This window comes from Clostridium kluyveri, from assembly GCF_001902295.1.
Classification (GTDB): domain Bacteria; phylum Bacillota; class Clostridia; order Clostridiales; family Clostridiaceae; genus Clostridium_B; species Clostridium_B kluyveri_B.
In genome coordinates this window covers 3,586,449-3,603,781 of sequence record NZ_CP018335.1, presented here as the reverse complement: position 1 = coordinate 3,603,781, position 17,333 = coordinate 3,586,449, and the positions used below count along the sequence as shown (strand labels likewise).

The following is a 17,333-nucleotide window of genomic DNA, read 5'->3' as shown; positions in this document are numbered from 1 at the left end:
AGGAGAAAAATTTGGCAGATATTCATAAATTTATTCAGGGATCATATTTCTATGTAATAGATGTGAACTCTGGTGCAATTCATGAAATTGATGAATTGGTATATGATATTTTAGATGACGAAAAATTACCGGAACTTGATTATGTATTGAAATCACTTAAAAATAAATATGAAAAAGAAGATATTGTAGAAGCTTATGGAGAAATATGCCAGTTACTTAGAGATGGAATACTTTATTCACAAGACCTATATGAAGATATTGTATTAAAAGACAATACTCCTTCATTTATAAAGGCCTTGTGTTTAAATGTTGCCCACGATTGCAATCTAAAGTGTAAATACTGTTTTGCAGATGAAGGTGAATATAAAGGTGCAAAGGCATTAATGTCTGCACACATTGGAAAAAAAGCCATTGATTTTGTTATAGAAAAATCAGGCCCCAGAAAAAATATAGAGATAGATTTATTTGGAGGAGAGCCTTTAATGGCCTTCCAGTGTATAAAAGAAATTGTGGAATATGCAAAGGAACAAGAGGTTAAAAACAACAAACAAATAAGATTTACCATGACAACTAATGCTATAATGCTAAATGATGAAATAATGGAGTATATTGATAAAAATATGGGGAATATAGTACTTAGCATAGATGGCAGGAAGGAAATAAATGATAACATAAGAGTCAGAAAAGATGGAGGAGGAACCTTTAATACCATATTACCTAAAATTAAACATATGATAGAAATTAGGGACAAGTCTAAGCAATACTATGTGAGAGGAACTTTTACTAGAAAAAATACAGATTTCTTTGAAGACATAAAATTTCTTCAAAATGAAGGTTTTGAAGAAATATCTGTAGAACCTGTGGTACTTCCCTCTGATAATCCTCTATCTCTTCGAGAGGAAGATTTGCCCGAGATTTACTCTCAATATGATAAATTATATGAGGAAATGTTGAAATGGAAGCCTGGTGATGAAAAATTCAAATTTTATCATTTTAACATAGATATTACAGGAGGGCCTTGCATATATAAAAGAATATCCGGATGTGGAGCAGGTCATGAGTATGTGGCTATAACTCCTCAAGGGGACATATATCCCTGTCATCAATTTGTAGGAAATGAAGCCTTTAAAATGGGTAATTTAAATAATTGGAAGGATTTAAGAGAAGATATCTCCTGTGAATTTAAAAATTCTCACATATATAATAAACCACAGTGCAGAAAATGTTGGGCCAGATTTTATTGCAGTGGAGGATGTCAGGCAAATAATTATAATTTTAATGGAGATATGAAAGTACCTTATGAACTTGGGTGTAAAATGCAGAAAAAGAGGATTGAATGTGCCATTGCACTTAAAGTTAGAAGTATGACAAATAATACTTAATATTATACATTTTTTACAGAAAGTTAATACTATCTGGCATTTTAATTGGGCTTATATGTATTGACGGTATTTTTTTTAAGTAATATAATTGCTAATGTGAATATATGAGAGTGAAGAATATTTGGCTGGTGGCAAAGGAGGATAAATAATGAAATCTAAGGTGAAAAGCACTATAGTTTTCTTCCTGTGTTTGATTATAATAGGCTTTTTAGCTTATTCAGGAGCATATGGGGTGACTTTAGGTGGATATGAATTGAAACCCTTTAGTAAAGTTATAACTAGAGGTCTTGACCTTCAGGGTGGAGTTTCTGTACTTGAGGAAATTCAAGGGAAAAATGTAGACGAAAGTACCATAGAAAGAACAGTAGAACTTTTGTCCTTAAGAGTTAATAAATTAGGGGTAAGTGAAACAGTAGTTGCTAGAGAAGGTAAAAACAGAATAAGAATTGACATACCCGGTAAATTTGATGCCAAAGAGGTAACAGATGGTGTAGCTAAAACCGGAGAACTGAAATTTGTAGGACCTGATAATAAAACCATACTTACAGGTAAGGATGTAAAAGATGCCACAGCATCTCTTGACTCTCAAAATAGCAGTCAGGCTATAATAAATTTAGAATTCAATAAAGATGGCACTAAGAAATTTTCAGATGCCACAGCAAAATTTATAGGTAAAAAGATTACTATTTATTTAGATGAAGAAGTTCTTACCGACCCTCAGGTAGATGCACATATAACCGATGGCAAGGCTATTATAAGCGGAAATATGACTCTTAAAGATGCCCAAAGAAAGGCAAATTTAATAAAATCCGGTGCTCTGCCAGTTACAGTAAAACCCGTTCAGGTTAAAACCGTAGGAGCTTCTCTTGGAGCTAATGCACTGCCTCTTAGTATATTGGCGGGCGAAATTGGTATAGGACTTGTAATGTTATTTATGCTGCTTTACTATAGACTACCTGGACTTATTGCAGACATAGCACTGGCGTTATATGTATACATAGTTCTGGCTGCTTTTGCCAACATAGGTGTCACCCTTACCCTGGCAGGTATTGCTGGATTTCTTTTAACAGTTGGTATGGCAGTAGATGCAAATATACTCATATTTGAAAGGACCAAAGAAGAACTTAAAAGCGGCAGGACCATTAAAGCATCTATAGATGCAGGTTTTAGAAGGGCCATGACTTCCATATTGGACTCAAATATAACTACAATTATTTCAGGCTTTATACTTTATAGTATTGGAACAGGTTCTGTAAAGGGATTTGCCCTTACGCTTATTATAGGTACAATTTTAAGTATGTTTACAGCAATAACTGTTACCAGAACACTCATGAAGCTCGCTGCCAACATAGGATGGTTTAATCATAAACAAACTATTGGAACCTTTGGTGTACATGACTTTAGAAAGGGGGTAGTAAAATAATATGGATACTATATATAAAATTATTGAGAAAAGAAAAATATGGTTTACTATATCCCTTATAGTAATTGTAATTGGAATTTTTACTATGGCTACAAAAGGATTGGAGTATGGACTTGATTTTAAGGGCGGTACCATAGTTGAGATAAATTTAGGCAGCAATTTTAACAAAGAAGATGTGGATAGTATAATAAAAAAATACTCAAAGGATTTTCAATCAACTAAATCAGATAATAAATCCATAACCATAAAGTCTACTTCTCTAAGTAGTGATAATGTAAATAATATTGTAAAAGATGTAAAGGCCAAGTACAAAAAAAGCAGTCTTACAAATCAGGAAAATATAGGTGCGGTTATAGGAAAAGAGACTAGAGTTAAGGCTATACAAGCTGTCATAGTAGCCATTATAGCTATGTTTATATACATAGGTATAAGATTTGAACTGAGCTATGGTATAGCTGCCATGATATCTCTGGTTCACAATATACTTATAATGCTTTCAGTCTATGCAATATTTAGAATTTCTATAGATTCTAATTTCATAGCTGCCACACTCACAGTTATGGGATATTCCGTTCACGATACCATAGTTGTGTTTGATAGAATAAGAGAAAATCACAAGTACATGAGAGGGCAGGAGCCTGAGATGGTTGCAGACGCCAGTGTAACTCAGACTCTGGCAAGATCAATAAACACTGTACTTACAGTTGTAATAACCTTGGCATCGGTATATGTTTTAGTGCCTTCCATAAGGATTTTCTCAGAGCCTATACTTATAGGAGTAATAACAGGATGTTATTCATCCATATGTATAGCTAGTCCATGTTGGGTTATAATTAAGAAGCGTATGATAAATAGAAAAAAAAGATTGCGCAGTGCAGTGCAGTAAACTTATTATCTAGAAAAATAATGCTTAATAAGATAAAATAAAAAATTTAGAGTATATTAAAACTCTAGATTTTTTTATTGTGAAAAATGTGGACATACTGTATTTGTAATAGGAGATAATATCATTTATAATATAAGTGCTTTCGATTAATTTGGAGGATTTTGTTATGGAGTGGCAAAAGCATAATATACAGGATTTTGATTTTTTAGGCATGGAAAACCCTTTTCTTTTGAAAGATATGGAGGAAGCCATGAAAAAAATAACAAAAGCTGTAAATAAAAGAGAAAAAATTGTAATTTATGGTACCTGTGATTTAGACGGTATAGCTTCGGCAGCTATATTGTTACTTGTGTTAAAGTATTTAAATGCAGATGTAGAGTATTTTATTTCCGACAAAATTAATGATTCTAGTATAAAATCTGATATAATAGAAAATCATATAAAGTTTTTAGGGGCAAAGCTTATAATAACCGCGGGCTGTGGAATTAAATCCCTGCCTGAGATAGAACTTTGCAAAAGACTGGGCATCGATGTTATAATAACAGACTACCATAAATGTGGAAAATTTCTACCGGAGACAATTATTATAAATCCGAATCAGCCAGGCTGCAGATATCCTTTTAAGGATCTTATAGCAGTGGGGGTTGTATTTAAATTGTGTCAAGCTATATCCATTTATTATAATATGAAATATGTAAGTAAATATTTAGACCTTGTAACCCTGGGCATTTTTTCTAAAAAGAGTTATATAACCGGGGAAAATGAAATCATGGTAAGGGAAGGTATGCGATACTTGAACTACACCAACAATTATGGGGTGAAAGCTTTATTGAAAGTAAATAAGATTCATACTATAAATCAGAAAAATATATATGAACTTTCAAATAAAATAATATCTTCAATTAGCTGCAAAAGATATATAGACAATGCCAGAATTGCAGTAGAACTTTTTACAACTGAAAGTATAGACAGGGCAGAGCAGATAGCTAAATATTTAAAAAATGAAATGATATACTGAATTGAATTTATTAAATCAATTATAGCTTGAAAGTTTATAAATATTTAATATATAATTATATGGTAAAAGGATTAGAATAAGATTACAGTCAATGGGATCATATAAGTTTTTGAGGGGGAATTGTAATTGAATTTGCAGGATAACATAAGAATAGTAGAAGGATTCCCGAAGAAAGGAATAAGTTTTAAAGATATAACCACTTTGATCCGGGATAAAGATGCTTTTAAATATGCAGTAGATAAAATAGCTGGGTATTTAAAGGATAAGAATATTGACGTGGTAGTAGGACCGGAGGCCAGGGGTTTTTTATTTGGAGCTCCCATAGCCTATACCCTGGGAGCAGGTTTTGTTCCAGTTAGAAAACAGGGGAAATTGCCCTACGATACTTTAAGCATTAAATATGACTTGGAATATGGAAGCGATGTACTTGAAATTCATAAGGATGCAATAAATAAAGGTGACAGAGTAGCTTTAGTAGATGATTTGCTTGCAACAGGAGGAACTACATCTTCTGTGGTTAAGTTAATAGAACAAGCCGGTGGAGAAATTGTAACTATAGATTTTGTAATAGAATTGACAGATTTAAAGGGAAGAGAGAAATTAAAAGGTTATGATGTACTTTCTTTAATAAAATATGACATTTAAAGTATATAAATTTGAAATTATAATTTTCTATAGGATATAATATTAACAAAAAATAATGGCTGGTTTATAAACCAGCCATTGATTTTAGGGAGTATCAGTATGTTGGAAAAATTAATGAGATTGATAGATGAAAATTGTAATAATATTGATGAAAAAATGGTTAAAAAAGCATATTATTTTGCAGATGAAGCTCATAAAAAGCAAAAAAGAGAATCTGGTGAGCCCTATATAATGCATCCTGTAGAAGTAGCTTGCATACTGGCAGAAATGGGAATGGATACAAGTACTATAGTAGCAGGATTGCTTCATGATATAGTAGAGGATACTGAATTTAGCAGGGAAGATGTAAGTAGAGAATTTAGTGTGGAAGTTGCAAACTTAGTAGAAGGTGTTACAAAACTTGGGAAAATAGAATATAAAACCAAAGAAGAGCAGCAGGCAGACAATGTAAGGAAAATGCTTCTTGCCATGTCAGATGATATTAGGGTTATACTTATAAAGCTTGCAGATAGACTTCACAATATGAGGACATTAAAGTTTCTACCTATTAAAAAACAAAAAGAAAAAGCAAAAGAAACCTTTGATATATATGCTCCACTGGCTTATAGACTGGGTATGTCTAAAATCAAATGGGAACTTGAAGATCTGGCCTTTAGGTATATTAATCAAAATGAATATTATTTTATAGTTAGAAAAATTGCAGAAAAAAGAGTGGAAAGAGAAAAGTATATAGAACAGATAATAAAACAGTTAAGAGAAAATATGCAAAAAGCAGGTATAAATACGGATATTGAAGGAAGACCCAAACATTTTTACAGCATATATAGAAAAATGGTAAAGAAGAATAAAACAATAGATCAAATTTTTGATTTAACAGCAGTAAGGATTTTAGTAAGTACTATGAAGGATTGTTATGCTGCCCTTGGTATAGCACACACTATATATAAGCCTGTACCTGGAAGATTTAAAGATTATATAGCAATGCCAAAGGCAAATATGTATCAATCTTTGCATACCACTGTTATAGGGCCCCAGGGGAAGCCTTTTGAAATACAGATAAGAACCTTTGAGATGCATAAAACTGCAGAATACGGTATAGCAGCTCATTGGAAATATAAAGAAGGAGCTGACACTGCAGAAGATATAGATAAAAAACTTACATGGCTTAGGGAAATGCTGGAATGGCAGAGGGAAACTTCAGATGCAGAAGAATTTATGGAAAGATTTAAAATAGATTTATTTTCAGATGAGGTATTTGTGTTTACACCAAAGGGTACTGTTATAAATTTGCCCTATGAAGCTACTCCCATAGATTTTGCCTATAAAATACACACTGATATAGGAAACAGCTGTGTAGGGGCAAAAGTCAGCGGAAAAATGGTTCCACTAGACTATCACCTTAAAACAGGAGAAATTGTAGAGGTATTTGTGTCCAATACCCCCAAAGGACCAAGTATTGACTGGCTCAACATGGTTAAGAGCAATCAGGCAAAGAGCAAAATAAGATCCTGGTTTAAAAAAGCCAGAAGGGAAGAAAATATAGTAAAGGGCAAAGAACTTCTGGAAAAGGAAACAAAAAAGCAGGGGTATAACTTTGGTGAGATTGCAAAGGGAGAGGTTATAGAGGTTGTACTTAAAAAGTACAATATAAATTCTGTGGATGATCTCTATGCTTCCGTGGGAATCGGTGCTATAAATCCATCCACTGTTGTTCTCAAAATGAAGGAAATGTATATAAAAATCTCCAAACCAGGTGGGGAAGAATGGGATAAACTAGAAGATAAGCTTAATAAATATGCAGATAAATCCACAGATAAAAAAATCAAAAAATCCCCGGGAGTAATTGTAAAAGGAGAGACCAACGTACTGGTAAGATTTGCAAAATGTTGCAATGCAGTACCTGGAGACTCTATAATAGGATATATAACCAAAGGCAGGGGGGTATCTATCCATAGAAGAGATTGTAAAAATATGCAGTTGCCTCTAAAAAGTAAGGACACTAAATTGATAGAAGTGAGCTGGGGGAATCCTAAGGGGACAGAATATATTACAGAAATTCAGATAAAAGCAGAAAATAGAGAAAGACTTCTAGCTGAAATAGTAGAGATTATAAGTCAGAGCAAGGCTACTTTATATGCTGTAAATACCAAGCCTCCTAAAAATGGAATATCTATTATCAATATAAAATTAAAGATATTAAATAGAGAAGATATTAAAGAGGTAATAAAGAAGTTTAGAAAAATAAAGGGTATTATTTATGCTTATAGGACAAAAAATTAATCATTAGTCAGCTGCTTTCAAATAAATAATACTTTTGTTGTTGATTTGAGGATAGTTTAAAGGGAGTGTTATACGTGCGAGCAGTAGTTCAAAGGGTAAAAAGATCCAAAGTTGAAGTGGATGGAAAAATTATAGGTGAAATAGGAAAAGGGTTAAATGTACTTTTGGGTATATCTGTAGAAGATAAAAAAGAAGATATATCCTATATGAAAGATAAGATATTAAATCTTAGAATATTTGAAGATGAAGAGGGAAAACTCAATAAATCTCTTCTGGACGTTCAAGGAGAATTACTTATAATTTCTCAATTCACATTATACGGAGATTGCAGAAAAGGCAGAAGACCCAGCTTTATAAGAGCTTTAGGGGGAGAAAAGGCAAGTATCCTCTACAATGAATTTATAGATCAGTGTAGGGATTTAGTCCATGATGTTCAAACAGGAGAATTTGGAGCAGATATGCTGGTTTCTATAGAAAATGACGGTCCGGTAACTATTATGATAGACAGTGAGAAAATTTTTTAATAGAATCATATGTTATTAATTAAAATTTAAGAAGTAGTGTAGAAAACTTTACACTAACTAATATTTTAGGGAGGTATATTCATGAAAATAAAAAGTTTGGTTGTGGGATCTTATGGGACTAATTGCTATATATTAATAGATGAGGGCAGCTTGCAGTGTGCGGTAATTGATCCAGGTGGAGATGCCCCGCAGATAATAAAAGCTGTGGAGGATTCAAAATGTAAAGTTAAATATATACTGCTGACCCATGGACATATAGACCATACAGGTGCCGTAGTAGAAGTGAAAAACAAATATAATGCCCCTGTAGCAATAAGTGAAAAGGATTATAAAATGGTGCAGCAGGGAGCTTTTGTATATGGGAATATAGGAAATGAGGCCCCACTCTATATTAAAGACAATCAGATATTCGAAATTGGAGATATAAAGTTAAAGGCTATTTATACACCTGGGCATACTCCAGGGGGGGTAAGCTTTTTAACGGATAAAGTAATATTTTCAGGAGATACACTGTTTCAAGGTTCCATTGGAAGAACTGATTTTCCAGGGGGAGATTTTGAAACAATTATAGATAGCATAAAAACTAAAATTATAGTTTTACCAAATGAAACTGTAGTGTTATCAGGTCATGGACCTAAGACCTTTGTAGGGGAGGAAAAGATGCATAATCCTTTTCTGTAATTATTCTAGGTCTAATCATTCATAGGTGAAGGGGCTGCTGAGATGGAAGTGAAGGTTAAATTAAATTGTGAGAAGCATAGATATCATATTTTTCAAATAATAAATTTATTCTGTGAGTTTTCAAATATAATTTTTGTAGAAAAGGATAATTGGGATTTTAATATAGAAATATTAGTAGATAGAGTTATAATAAAACATGATAATGAGATTTATGAAGGTAAATTTGAAAGCTGCTTAAAAGAAAAGGAAAATATAAGAAAGATAATATTTCTATATTTTAGTGATAGAACCTGCAAAAAATTGCCCTGGGGAACTTTGATCGGCATAAGGCCAAGTAAAATAGCACTGGAACTTATAGAAAAAGGGGAAAATTACGAAGGTATAGTTGAATACTTTCGTAATCATTTTTGTTGTGAAAGACGCAAAGCAGAGCTTTGTATAAATGTAGCGGCAAAGGAAAAAGACCTGGTGAATACATGCAGCAGGAATATAAGTGTATATGTGGGAATGCCCTTTTGTCCTACCAGATGTCTTTACTGTTCTTTTACTTCCAATCCTATTGAAAATTTTAAGGATTTAGTAGAACCCTATATTGAAAGTTTGATCTATGAAATAAGGCAGATTTCAAGCTATATTAAAAAAAACAAATTGAATATAGAATGTATATATTTTGGAGGAGGTACCCCTACTTCTGTTGATGATGAAAAGTTCAAAAAAATAATCTGTGAAATATATAATAATTTTGTACATGGACATAGAATAGAAGAGTTTAATGTAGAGTGCGGAAGACCTGACAGTATAACTTTAAATAAATTGAAAACCATGAAAAAATATGGAGTGAACAGGATAAGTATAAACCCGCAGACCATGAATGACAGTACTCTTAAATTTATTGGTAGAAATCACAGGGTAGAGGATATAAAAGAAAAATTTCATATGGCAAGAGAGTGTGGGTTTAACAATATAAATATGGATATAATTGTGGGACTTCCAGGAGAAGGGATTGAGCATATAGACAAAACTTGCATTGAAATAGAAAAACTTTCTCCAGACAGCTTGACAGTACATGGCATGTCTGTAAAAAGAGGATCCAAACTTTATGAAAATATGATAAATAATACGAAATATTTAGCTCCAGATGCAGTAGAATTAAATCTTATGTATGAAAGAACAGCCAGGGCTGCTGAGACTTTAAATATGGAACCCTATTATTTATACAGACAAAAAAACATGGTGGGTAATATGGAGAATATAGGGTACGCTGCAGGGCACAATTTTGGACTCTATAATATAGAAATGATTGAGGAGAGACAGACTATAATAGGCTGTGGAGCTGATGCTGTTACCAAAGTGGTATTTTTAGAGGAAAACAGATTAGAAAGACATGGAAATATAAAAGATGTAAAAGAATATGTAAATAGAACAGAGGAAATGGTAAGAAAAAAGATAATGCTTTTAAATACTCTTTATGGAAACTTTCCAATTTCATAGTCAAACAAAAAAATTTAGGAAGGAAGTAAATCATTATGGCTATACAAGCACCCAAAGGTACAAAAGATATATTACCTACGGAGTCTTATAAATGGCACTATTTAGAAGATAAATTCAAAAATATAGCTGATTCTTATGGATATAGAGAAATAAGGACCCCTGTATTTGAATATACAGAACTTTTTCAAAGGGGAGTAGGGGAAACTACCGATGTAGTACAAAAAGAAATGTATACATTTCTAGACAGGGCAGGAAGGAGCCTTACCCTAAAACCAGAAGGTACATCTCCTGCAGTAAGGGCCTTTGTAGAAGGTAGTTTGTACAATGAGGCACAGCCCACAAAATTATTTTACTTTACGCCAGTTTTAAGATATGAAAATGTTCAAAAGGGAAGACTTAGAGAACATCATCAATTTGGCATAGAAGCTTTTGGTTCCAAAGAAGCTTCACTGGATGCAGAAGTAATAAGTCTTGCCATGAGAATTTATGAGGAGCTTGGAGTAGAGGGAATAGAACTCAATATAAACAGTATAGGTTGTTCCAAATGTAGAAAGGAATATAATGATATATTGAAGGCTTTTTTACAGGAGCAATATGACAATATCTGTGATACCTGTAAAACCAGATTCCATAAAAATCCTATGAGAATATTGGATTGCAAGGAGAAAAGCTGCAGGGAAATAGTTAAAGATGCACCTTTGATGCTTCACCACTTGTGTGATGAGTGCAGTGAGCATTTTGAAAGTCTTAAGATGTACCTTGAAGGTCTTGGAATAGGGTATAGAATAAATCCCCTAATAGTAAGAGGACTTGACTACTATAGTAAAACCGTATTTGAAATAATAAATAAGAATATAACCATATGCGGCGGGGGAAGATATGATTATCTTATAGAAGAAGTTGGAGGACCTAAAATGCCTGCAGTAGGCTTTGGCATGGGAATAGAAAGAACACTTCTTACGCTTAGTGAAAATGGTATAGAAATACCCAAACTTCCCTATATAGATTTATATATAGGAGTTATTGGAGATAAGGCCAGAATAAAGGCTTTAACGCTGACAAATAAATTAAGAGAAAAAAATGTAAGATGTGAATATGACCATATGAATAGAAGTGTAAAGGCAGAAATGAAATATGCCAATAAGATAAATGCAAGGTTTACAGTTGTACTGGGTGAAAATGAAATTGAATCTGGTACTGCCAAATTCAAGAGAATGGAAGACGGGCAGCAGTTTGAAATCAGTTTGGAAGATTTAAGTGCAATTTTAAATTTAACCAGGATGTAGTTTGTAAAACTTGAAATATTCAAATAATAATTAGGATAGGAGTTGAAAATCTTTTATATGCTTAAGTATATAATGGAGATATAATTATGGGAGAAGAATTAAAAACACTTAAGAGAACCTGTATGTGCGGGGGGTTAACAGAAGCAAATATAGGGGATAGAATTACTGTTATGGGCTGGGTTCAGAGAAAGAGAAATTTGGGAGGTCTTGTATTTGTAGACTTAAGAGATAGGACAGGAATACTTCAAATAGTATTTGGAGAAGCAATAAATAAGGAGGCCTTTGAAAAATCAGATAGTGTAAAGTCAGAATACTGTATAGCTGCAGTAGGGACTATTGTAAAAAGGGAATCTCCCAATATGGAAATTCCAACGGGGATGATAGAATTAAAAGGAGAATATATAAAAATATTTTCAGAGTCTGAAACTCCTCCGATATACATAAAAGAAAATTTAGATGCAGCTGAAAATATAAGACTTAAGTATAGGTATCTTGATTTAAGAAGACCGGATATGCAGAGAATATTTATGTTAAGGCATAAAACTGCAAAAGTCATAAGAGATTTTCTAGATGAACAGGGATTCCTAGAAATAGAAACTCCTATACTTGGGAAAAGTACGCCAGAAGGTGCCAGGGATTATCTCGTACCCAGCAGAAATTATAAGGGAAAATATTATGCCCTTCCTCAATCACCACAGTTATTTAAACAGCTCTTAATGGTTTCTGGGTATGACAGATATTTTCAAATAGCAAAGTGTTTCAGGGATGAGGATTTAAGAGCTAACAGACAGCCGGAATTTACCCAGGTAGACCTGGAGATTTCCTTTGTAGATCAGGAAGAAGTAATGGATTTGAATGAGCGACTTATTCAAAGGGTATTTAAACAGATACGGGGTGTGGATGTAAAGCTTCCTATAGAAAGAATGACCTATAAAACCGCCATGGATAAGTACGGCAGTGATAAGCCGGATTTAAGGTTTGGTATGGAAATAAATGATATAAGTGAAGTTGTTAAAGGCGTGGATTTTAAAGTATTCCAAAATGCACTGGAAAATGGGGGCTCTGTAAGGGCCATAAAAGTTACCGGTTCTGCTGCCCTTGGGAGAAAACAACTAGATAAGTTAGTTGAATTTGTGAAGACCTATGGTGCCTCAGGGCTTATATGGATGGCTTATAAAAAGGAAGGAATCAAGTGTTCCATATCAAAGTTTCTAACAGAGGAAGATACCCAAAATATATTAAATAAAATGGAAGCGGCAGAGGGAGATTTAATACTTATAGCAGCAGATAAAGATAAAGTTGTATTTGAAAGCTTGGGTGCTCTTAGAATTCACATGGCTAAACAAACGGGAATATTGGAAGGAAATAATGATTTTAAATTTGTATGGATAACTGAATTTCCTCTTTTATCTTATAATGAAGAGGAGAATAGATATCAGGCGGAACATCATCCTTTTGTCATGCCTATGGATGAGGACATACAGTATTTAGAAAGTAATCCTGAAAAGGTAAGGGCAAAGGCCTATGATATAGTGTTAAATGGAGAAGAATTGGGTGGAGGAAGTATAAGGATACATGATACCAAGCTTCAGGAAAAAATGTTTGGGGCAATTGGCATTTCAAAAGACACTGCCTGGAATAAATTCGGATATTTTCTGGAAGCCCTTAAATTTGGACCACCACCTCATGGAGGACTTGCTTATGGATTTGACAGAATGATAATGTTTTTAGCGGGAACTGATAATATAAAAGATGTCATAGCTTTTCCTAAAAACCAAAATGCATTTTGTCCGTTAACAGAAGCACCAAATTCAGTGGATAAATCTCAGCTAAAAGATTTAGGAATAGAAGTAAAATAATCAAATATTTTTTAATTTAGAGTCAAATTATATGGTTATATTAAAGATAAATTTAAAAAAATGTAGTATAATAGTATTATAAAATAACTTCTGTTGTAATTTAAAATTAAATAAAAAGATATATCAATATTCCTACTGTGTACGGGGAATGAGTTAATGTTGGCTGAACATTTCATAAAAGGGAATCCTACTCTTTTTGTGGAATGAAACTCAATTTATTTTGAGCACAAGAAGCAAAAAGGAGATGCCCACCTGTTAAGAGCGGGTTCAATATAACTTATTCTGCGGCATGGTGGGGTTTTAATTTTGAAAGAGTTAAGAGTAAAAGGTGAAGGTGAATTTTTCTTCACTCATAACTTTTAATAATTTTCTAAGGGAGATGACAAAATGGGATATCTGTATATCATTTTAGCTGCTGTAGCCTTCAGTACTATGGAAATAGCAGGTAAAGTAATTTCTGACGTTATAAATCCATTTCAGCTGAATTTTTTAAGATTTTTAATAGGCGGACTTATATTGTTACCACCTGCCATTAAAGTACTTAAAAATAAAGGTATAAAATTAAATAGAAAAGATTTTGGGTATTTTATTATAACGGGGCTATTATGTGTTGTAATTAGCATGTCTTTTTTTCAACTTGCCATAGTCTACACAAAAGCTTCTACTGTTGCTATAATATTTAGTACAAACCCTGTATTTACAATTCCTTTTGCGTATTTTATCTTAAAAGAAGACTTAAAGAAGGCCACTATTTTTTCTCTGGTGTTAAGTCTGATTGGAATAGTATGTATTTTAAATCCCTTCCAAGCATCACAGGGTGGAGATGTTAAAGGAATAATATTATGTGTAATAGCTGCCCTTACATTTTCAATATACAGTGTAATAGGTAAAATGAAATCTTCACGATATGGAAGTATAGTCATGAACTGTATGACATTCCTGGTAGGAGACATAATAATGTTGATTTTAATAGGTATTTCTAAGCTTTCAATATTTAAAAATGCAGTTTCAAACAGCAGTTTTCGTATTCTTTCAGATATTCCAGTATTTCAGGGCATAACCTATTCAAATATATTCATTATAATATATTTAGGTGTAGTTGTCACAGGACTTGGATATCTATTTTATTTTCTTGCAATGGATAATACCTCTGCATCCACTGCATCTATAGTATTTTTTATAAAGCCGGCTCTTGCTCCTATTCTTGCACTAATATTGCTAGGAGAGAGTATGCCAGCCAATACCATAATAGGGGTGTTATTTATATTAGCTGGTTCCCTTATGACATTTACATTTACAGAAAGAAAGAGTGGCATTGAAGATAAAGTTAAAATAAGTGATTGAAACCTAAAGGGCTTCAATCATTTATTTTTTAGTAATTTTTCATTTAAAGAATTTCGTGATTCAATTATTTCTTCCCGGGGTAGATTACCTCTGTTCAGTTCATTTTCGCTTTTTAAAAGTAGGGTTTCATAGAACTCTACAGCATTTTTTAAACACTCTTTAGAAAAATCACTGTCTTTTAGTATTTCATACAATATATCCTCCGCCTTATCAAAGCTGCCAACTTTCAAGTAATATTCTATCAGCCTATTTTCGATATCCCGGGATAGTTTATAAGGGGAAACCTTAATTATAATGGGGTCAATATCTGAAAAATAGTTTTCTAAATCACAGTGATCATTTTTAATTAAAAAGGCATTTAAAAAAAGATTTAAAGATTTTTCATATATGTAAAAAGCATACTGTTCTTTATGCTGATTTTCTAAAATATCCCCTTCTTCTTTTAATAGTTTGCCCATCATTATATATTTATCTGCATTTATAGTTCCATCACTTTTTATTATTTCAAGCAAGTTTTCTGTAGAAAAAGAATTAAAAAATTTTATACTAAGTCTGAATATATACTTAAAGGCATCATCTATCAAATCCAGGGCCTTTGTATAATTTTTATTTTTTTTATTATAAATTATCTGTTCTAACAATTCTTCAAATTTTTTAATCAATTCATCTGTTATGCTTCTTTTTAACATGATTAGACCTCCTGAAATCTTCACAAAACCTATATTAATACATACATTATACTAAAAAAATAATTTATTTACTACAAATATATGGTGAAAATCAATAACAGGTATTGAATGTAAATATGACCTGTGGTATTATTGTATATAGTACATATAGTTTGCAAAACTACATATAATAATATACATATTAAATTTTAAAGGAGTGATTTCATTTGTATAATGAAGTTAAATTATATACAAGAGGAGAGGAAATAGCAAATGCCATAACCCATGGTATAGCTGCACTTTTATCCATAGCAGGAATGGTTCTCTTAATCGTATTTTCAAGTAAAATGGGCGATAAATGGTATGTGATAAGTTATACAATTTATGGAATCTCCATGTTTATACTATATCTTGGCTCTACCTTATATCACAGCATAACCAACCCAAAAGCTAAAAGGGTTTTTAGAATAATTGACCATTCTTCCATTTATCTTTTAATAGCTGGAACATATACTCCTTTTACATTGACAATTTTAAGAGATTCTGTAGGTTGGCTGATATTTTGGATAGTATGGATTATGGCGTTACTTGGAATAATAATGAAGGTATTTTGGGTAGGTAAATACGATGTTGTGTCCACCCTGATATATATATTTATGGGCTGGATAATAATTTTTGCCATAAAAATACTTTTGGTAAAGTTATCCACAGCGGCAATAGTTCTTTTGGTTTCAGGAGGAATCATATATACATTAGGTGCTCTTTTATATATGTTTAACAAAATACCTTACAATCATGCTATATGGCATCTCTTTGTTATAGCGGGAACTTCATGCCATTTCTTTTGTATACTTTTATATTTATTTCCCAATTAATTAAGCCAAAGTTTTACAGAACATAAGAATTTTTTATTGCAATAAATAGAATTTATGGCATCTATATGAAAAAAGTATATAATTATTTTGGATAATATAATAAAATTCACATAGATAAAAAAAATTTACTAAATATTAAAAGGAGTATGCAGCTGTAGTATAGAATATATTTAAGTATAAATTAAATTTATATTTATAGAGGGTAAAATTATGTATAAAAATAATATTTTTGGATTTAATTCTTCTTTTTACTATTTTGGATTACAACATTTAGTTTTAAACATGTATAACTATATTAAAGATGGTATTGATAAAAATGAAAAAATATATGTGTGCATGGCTCCTGAGGTATACAATGAATTAGCAAGCTATTTATCAGATATATATGGATTTAGTTATGTAGAAAATTTTCATATACATAAGATTATTGGTTGTTATAACAAACTGGAGCTAAATGAAATAAGAGCAAAGCTTTCAAAGCATATAGATGAAATTGTTGAAAATGGTTATTCAGGAGTCAGGTTTATCATACAAGCAGATTATATGATTTTAAGCAGTTCCAGGGAATGTTTTATGGACTTTAATAAATCTGTATTGTATATAATCTTGGGATTGAAGGCTTCTTTTATGAGTCTATATGATTTCGAAGATTATTTAAAGCACAAATATATAATAGATGACGAGGTTATTTCGGAATCCTATAGAGTTCATTCCCATAGGCTCTATAATGGAAATCTGAAAAATTGCCGTGGACTCTCTCATTCAAAATAATCCTAGTTGAATAACTAGGATTATTTTTAAGTGAGAATTTCAAATAAAATTGATTAAATCTATGGAGTTATTACATATGGGAACTATTTATTATCAAGGCATTATAAGTTTAACCGTAAATGATAAAAATTATGTATAAGATACTTAATATTCTAAAAATAAATATAGTAACATAATAAACATGTTGTAATAGTATATAT

The 17,333-nt window shown here is 32.0% G+C and carries 15 protein-coding genes and 1 other RNA gene; 15 read left to right on the top strand and 1 reads right to left on the bottom strand.

The genetic code is table 11. The features are described from left to right. Positions 1-11: 11 nt before the first annotated feature. The 13 genes from scfB to BS101_RS17320 all read left to right on the top strand — a co-directional run bounded on the left by scfB (position 12) and on the right by BS101_RS17320 (position 14,819). On the top strand, positions 12-1,382 hold the full coding sequence (gene scfB, locus BS101_RS17380) for a thioether cross-link-forming SCIFF peptide maturase (RefSeq protein WP_073539973.1): 1,371 nt from the start codon (positions 12-14) through the stop codon (positions 1,380-1,382). A gap of 148 nt (positions 1,383-1,530) precedes the next feature. After that, a complete protein-coding gene (gene secD, locus BS101_RS17375) occupies positions 1,531-2,805 on the top strand; it encodes a protein translocase subunit SecD (protein ID WP_073539972.1) in 1,275 nt (424 codons plus the stop codon). 1 nt (position 2,806) lies between these two features. After that, positions 2,807-3,691 carry a protein translocase subunit SecF gene (gene secF / locus BS101_RS17370; RefSeq protein WP_073539971.1) on the top strand — a complete coding sequence of 295 codons (885 nt, stop codon included), beginning with the start codon at positions 2,807-2,809 and terminating at the stop codon, positions 3,689-3,691. 166 nt (positions 3,692-3,857) lie between these two features. Then, positions 3,858-4,709: a DHH family phosphoesterase gene (locus BS101_RS17365; RefSeq protein WP_073539970.1), complete on the top strand. Its 852-nt coding sequence runs from the start codon at positions 3,858-3,860 to the stop codon at positions 4,707-4,709. Positions 4,710-4,835: 126 nt separating this feature from the next. Further along, positions 4,836-5,354: an adenine phosphoribosyltransferase gene (locus BS101_RS17360; RefSeq protein ID WP_073539969.1), complete on the top strand. Its 519-nt coding sequence runs from the start codon at positions 4,836-4,838 to the stop codon at positions 5,352-5,354. Positions 5,355-5,453: 99 nt separating this feature from the next. Continuing rightward, a complete protein-coding gene (locus BS101_RS17355; RefSeq protein ID WP_073539968.1) occupies positions 5,454-7,634 on the top strand; it encodes a RelA/SpoT family protein in 2,181 nt (726 codons plus the stop codon). A gap of 74 nt (positions 7,635-7,708) precedes the next feature. After that, on the top strand, positions 7,709-8,158 hold the full coding sequence (gene dtd, locus BS101_RS17350) for a D-aminoacyl-tRNA deacylase (RefSeq protein ID WP_073539967.1): 450 nt from the start codon (positions 7,709-7,711) through the stop codon (positions 8,156-8,158). A gap of 81 nt (positions 8,159-8,239) precedes the next feature. Beyond that, complete coding sequence (locus BS101_RS17345; protein ID WP_073539966.1) at positions 8,240-8,839, top strand: MBL fold metallo-hydrolase; 600 nt, start codon at positions 8,240-8,242, stop codon at positions 8,837-8,839. Positions 8,840-8,881: 42 nt separating this feature from the next. Then, the gene (locus BS101_RS17340; protein ID WP_073539965.1) at positions 8,882-10,330 is read left to right on the top strand and encodes a coproporphyrinogen III oxidase; all 1,449 of its coding nucleotides are present in this window, start codon (positions 8,882-8,884) and stop codon (positions 10,328-10,330) included. A 35-nt stretch (positions 10,331-10,365) separates the two neighbouring features. Further along, the gene (gene hisS / locus BS101_RS17335; protein ID WP_073539964.1) at positions 10,366-11,616 is read left to right on the top strand and encodes a histidine--tRNA ligase; all 1,251 of its coding nucleotides are present in this window, start codon (positions 10,366-10,368) and stop codon (positions 11,614-11,616) included. Positions 11,617-11,702: 86 nt separating this feature from the next. Further along, positions 11,703-13,475 carry an aspartate--tRNA ligase gene (aspS, locus tag BS101_RS17330; RefSeq protein WP_073539963.1) on the top strand — a complete coding sequence of 591 codons (1,773 nt, stop codon included), beginning with the start codon at positions 11,703-11,705 and terminating at the stop codon, positions 13,473-13,475. Between the two features lie 126 nt (positions 13,476-13,601). Further along, a non-coding RNA gene (gene ssrS / locus BS101_RS17325) (6S RNA) lies at positions 13,602-13,778 on the top strand. A gap of 84 nt (positions 13,779-13,862) precedes the next feature. Further along, on the top strand, positions 13,863-14,819 hold the full coding sequence (locus BS101_RS17320) for a DMT family transporter (RefSeq protein WP_073539962.1): 957 nt from the start codon (positions 13,863-13,865) through the stop codon (positions 14,817-14,819). A 17-nt stretch (positions 14,820-14,836) separates the two neighbouring features. Here BS101_RS17320 and BS101_RS17315 read toward each other — a convergent pair whose 3' ends face one another. Continuing rightward, positions 14,837-15,508, bottom strand: a complete 672-nt coding sequence (locus BS101_RS17315) for a DUF6483 family protein (protein WP_073539961.1) — start codon at positions 15,506-15,508, stop codon at positions 14,837-14,839. A gap of 206 nt (positions 15,509-15,714) precedes the next feature. On the opposite strand from BS101_RS17315, the gene trhA reads away from it, so the two are divergent. After that, on the top strand, positions 15,715-16,362 hold the full coding sequence (gene trhA, locus BS101_RS17310) for a PAQR family membrane homeostasis protein TrhA (protein ID WP_073539960.1): 648 nt from the start codon (positions 15,715-15,717) through the stop codon (positions 16,360-16,362). 210 nt (positions 16,363-16,572) lie between these two features. Beyond that, on the top strand, positions 16,573-17,133 hold the full coding sequence (locus BS101_RS17305; RefSeq protein WP_073539959.1) for an MEDS domain-containing protein: 561 nt from the start codon (positions 16,573-16,575) through the stop codon (positions 17,131-17,133). Positions 17,134-17,333: the final 200 nt, after the last annotated feature.

Excerpts from the sequence above, each read along its gene's own strand:
- secD (WP_073539972.1), top strand. The coding sequence starts at position 1,531 with ATGAAATCTAAGGTGAAAAGCACTATAGTTTTCTTCCTGTGTTTGATT.
- secF (WP_073539971.1), top strand. The coding sequence starts at position 2,807 with ATGGATACTATATATAAAATTATTGAGAAAAGAAAAATATGGTTTACT.
- BS101_RS17365 (WP_073539970.1), top strand. The coding sequence starts at position 3,858 with ATGGAGTGGCAAAAGCATAATATACAGGATTTTGATTTTTTAGGCATG.
- BS101_RS17355 (WP_073539968.1), top strand. The coding sequence starts at position 5,454 with ATGTTGGAAAAATTAATGAGATTGATAGATGAAAATTGTAATAATATT.
- BS101_RS17345 (WP_073539966.1), top strand. The coding sequence starts at position 8,240 with ATGAAAATAAAAAGTTTGGTTGTGGGATCTTATGGGACTAATTGCTAT.
- BS101_RS17340 (WP_073539965.1), top strand. The coding sequence starts at position 8,882 with ATGGAAGTGAAGGTTAAATTAAATTGTGAGAAGCATAGATATCATATT.
- hisS (WP_073539964.1), top strand. The coding sequence starts at position 10,366 with ATGGCTATACAAGCACCCAAAGGTACAAAAGATATATTACCTACGGAG.
- aspS (WP_073539963.1), top strand. The coding sequence starts at position 11,703 with ATGGGAGAAGAATTAAAAACACTTAAGAGAACCTGTATGTGCGGGGGG.
- BS101_RS17320 (WP_073539962.1), top strand. The coding sequence starts at position 13,863 with ATGGGATATCTGTATATCATTTTAGCTGCTGTAGCCTTCAGTACTATG.
- BS101_RS17315 (WP_073539961.1), bottom strand. The coding sequence starts at position 15,508 with ATGTTAAAAAGAAGCATAACAGATGAATTGATTAAAAAATTTGAAGAA.
- BS101_RS17305 (WP_073539959.1), top strand. The coding sequence starts at position 16,573 with ATGTATAAAAATAATATTTTTGGATTTAATTCTTCTTTTTACTATTTT.